Annotated in this window: 3 protein-coding genes and 2 pseudogenes; 1 reads left to right on the forward strand and 4 read right to left on the reverse strand. The window is 56.0% G+C overall.

From position 1 onward, the window contains the following. A pseudogene (locus HWX89_RS15005) lies at window positions 1-157 on the reverse strand (hydrolase); the annotation flags it as partial. Between the two features lie 361 nt (window positions 158-518). Then, window positions 519-1430, reverse strand: coding sequence for a helix-turn-helix domain-containing protein (locus tag HWX89_RS15010; protein WP_502707599.1), 912 nt, complete (start codon window positions 1428-1430; stop codon window positions 519-521). Between the two features lie 159 nt (window positions 1431-1589). Between HWX89_RS15010 and HWX89_RS15015 the strand changes: the two genes are divergently transcribed. Next, window positions 1590-2192: a hypothetical protein gene (locus HWX89_RS15015; RefSeq protein ID WP_210271416.1), complete on the forward strand. Its 603-nt coding sequence runs from the start codon at window positions 1590-1592 to the stop codon at window positions 2190-2192. A gap of 25 nt (window positions 2193-2217) precedes the next feature. Here HWX89_RS15015 and HWX89_RS15020 read toward each other — a convergent pair whose 3' ends face one another. Next, window positions 2218-2895, reverse strand: coding sequence for a gamma-glutamylcyclotransferase (locus tag HWX89_RS15020; protein ID WP_138794135.1), 678 nt, complete (start codon window positions 2893-2895; stop codon window positions 2218-2220). Between the two features lie 74 nt (window positions 2896-2969). Further along, window positions 2970-3100: pseudogene (locus HWX89_RS26275) on the reverse strand (alpha/beta fold hydrolase); the annotation flags it as partial.

Consider the following 3100-nt stretch of genomic DNA (forward strand, 5'->3'; position numbering starts at 1 on the left):
TCGGGATGTTGAAGATCCTGGCAGCCTTGGCGAGACCGACGACGTTGTTCTTCAGCGTCTGGCGGTCGATCGACTGGACGCCGAAAGCCATCTGCGGCTGCTGGTCGATGAAGATGAGCTGGCTGTTGGCGGGGGTCAGGACTTCAAGCTTCGACATGGTGGTTCTCCGTAAAATGATGGCCAAAGGCGGCTGGGTTGAAACGTCGTCGCTTGGGCGTGACCGGTGTGTCATCTGGTGTTGTCCGGTGTGTCCGTCGCGTCTCTGTTGGAGCTATAACTAGCCCAACCGAACGCGGCACAGAATTGCAATAATAATTGCGAATGAATTGCGATTATTGAAACAATATGCGGACCGCACTGCGACCGGTGCAACGGCGCGAACAATCGCTCAAATGCCCTTGAGGGTCTTGTCTCGAAGTCATCCGCTTTGACGATTAGTCACATAGGTTCGGGACCAGACCTGTCACGATCCCGTCAACGGCCCAAATATGTCAGCGACGAAAAGCCCTTGGCTGTCGTCAGACGTTGCGTCGCCAATGCCCGGGCGATGTCCCCACAACGTTGGAGAAAACACGCGTAAAGTGGCTCTGATCGGCAAACCCACATGAAATCGCCACCTCCGAAAGCGAAACCTCCGGGTTCTGCAGTAGCTCGCGCGCCCTGCTGATCCTCTCCTGAATCAGCCATTGGTAAGGGGTCATTCCCGTTGTATCTCGAAAGGCGCGAATGAAATAACCGCGAGACAGATTGCAGGCCCGCGCGACATCCTGAACCGCGATCTCCCCATCCAGATTGTCGATCAGAAGGTTCTTTGCCATCAGCTCTTGCGATCGCGACAGCTTTCTGGAGCGGTTGGTGGTCGTGATTGTTTTTCCGCCGTAGCGCTGGACCAGATATGTACCGATTGCTGTTGCCATTTGATCGACAAACAGAGCGCTGGTTTCCTCCGGTTTTTCAAGGGCGGGGATCAGAGCACGCACCAGATTGGCAAGCACGATATCCTTGGATGCTGTCTCTCCCATCAAAGACGAGATACCGGTAAGCTCCGCTTCATCGGCAATCCTTGTCAGCGCTGCCGGGGAGATCTCCAGCAACAGGAAATCAAACGGTCCACCGAGGTCTGCCTTATAGGCATCAGAGAGATCGCGGATGTAGATGGAGTTTTCCACGAACATATGGCTTGTCGTCTTTTGCGCACCAAAAATGCGCCGCGTATGCCCGCCAAGCGTCGAAACACCGATCGCAAAACCACGATCACTCGGTTCGGTCGCGACCTGCTCAAGCTGGTCATCCCGCGTTCCCTTCCGGAAAAACCTGATATCCGCGCCGCTCAGGGTCTGGTTTTTGTAAAGCTTGTCGAACGGACAACCGAAGCTATCAACTGCCTGTTTCGCAGGAGGTTGTGACATACCTGTGGAACGATCGCTCACAGAGAACTACCTTCTCTTCTGCTTTAAAGATGTTGCCGTACCTGTACTACGATTCCGTAGCCCGGCTCCGCATCCTTGTCGAATGCCATGCGTTTTGTCGACCAGGGAAATGATCGAAAATTGCGACACGGGACATTTCTAAAATTATTTCCAGACGCTATGGTTGCAGAGATCGGGAGGACGATCGGCACAATCGTTATAGGTGCAATGTTGGACGCAGGCGAGAGAATTGCAGGCTCTTTTGGGGCCGCAAACGCACAGTCGATGGTGACACAGCCGTTCGGGAAAACCAAACTGGCCATCACCCATCTCTGCCGTTTTTACGAAGTCGAGAGTGATCCAGTCGTACTGCCGGCAGACGACGCATTTCTTGTGGTGCTTTATCTGGCGGATGTCGAGCACCGCGATCTCTGGCCGAACCGCCTTCCGACACCGCTCAGAACCTACCCGAAAGGCTCCATCTGCCTGATCAGCCTGGAGCATGGAGCCTCCATTTCCATCAAAGGGCAGTTCGAGGCACTCGCCTTCCACATCCCCCGCCAACATCTGAAAGAGCTTCGCGAGGAAGCTGGCGAACCGCACATCGACGACCTCACCATCTGTCGGGGCATAGAGGACCGCATCATCAGCAATATCGGAGCGGCGATGATGTCGTTCTTCGAGATGCCGGAGAACACCAGGCACGGCCTCCTCTTGCATGTCGGATTGGCTTTCAGTTCTCACATTGCCCATTGCTACGGCCGCTCACGCCAACTGCATTGAGCGACACATCCTAGCGATGGTCGGATTAGGCGTCGCGACCTGCGATGATGTCTTGAGCCACCAGCGCCTGCAAACGCCACAGATTGCGGTCACGAATCCCCTCGGCCTGAAGGTCAACGACAGTGTTGTGCAGATATTCGGCGCACGACCCACCCTGGCCACAAGCCTTTGCGATGAGCGACGATGCTTCCTCGATCGGCAAGGGCTGTGTCAGCCCGTGACGTTTTGTGCTTGCCCAGAATGTCAGGGCCTTGCGCACGCCTCTTTCGGTTCGCACGGGAAGCCAGCGGATCATGTCCATCACCTCCCGATACCTGATCTCGCGCGCTACCAGTCCGCGAAGATCCTGGCGTCGGCGCTCAGGCGAGAGCTCAAAAACAATCCCGTCGCACCGCCCGCCACGCTCAAGCACCATCATCAGTCCCGGCTGATCGCTCGTCGCCCGCCACCGCTCAATTTTCAGTGAAAAGGATCTGTGCCACCCGAAAGCCGTTCCGCGCTGGCGGCCAACCGGCTCAAATTCGGGATTCCAGATCAGCGAACCATAGGCAAAAACCAGGAGGGGATCGGTGCCAGCTTCGCTTTCGATCCGGTCAACAAGCTGCTCCAGTTCCGCCTCGCAAAGCGGTGTCCACCCGGGTTCCGGACCATCATCTCGGACATCCCGCATGGTCAGGGCAACAAGTTCGGGCGTCAAAAGCATCATGGTCTCGATTGTTCTTCAACTCGGTCTGCAAAAATGGCCGCAGCAGTTTCCTGCTGCGGCCATGGCTCATATCACGCTTTGATGAAAGCGAGGATATCCTCGTTGAGCGTGTCTGCGTTGACGGTGAGCATACCGTGCGAGAAGCCTGGATAGGTTTTCAGGGTACCGTTTTTCAGAAGCTTGACCGCCTTGTGCGCGGAAG

This window comes from Rhizobium sp. RM, from assembly GCF_013390595.1.
In the GTDB taxonomy this organism is placed as follows: Bacteria; Pseudomonadota; Alphaproteobacteria; order Rhizobiales; family Rhizobiaceae; genus Agrobacterium.

What these genes read in the sequence shown, in the direction of transcription:
- HWX89_RS15015 (WP_210271416.1), top strand. Translation starts at nt 1,590, where the DNA reads ATGGTTGCAGAGATCGGGAGGACGATCGGCACAATCGTTATAGGTGCA.
- HWX89_RS15020 (WP_138794135.1), bottom strand. Translation starts at nt 2,895, where the DNA reads ATGCTTTTGACGCCCGAACTTGTTGCCCTGACCATGCGGGATGTCCGA.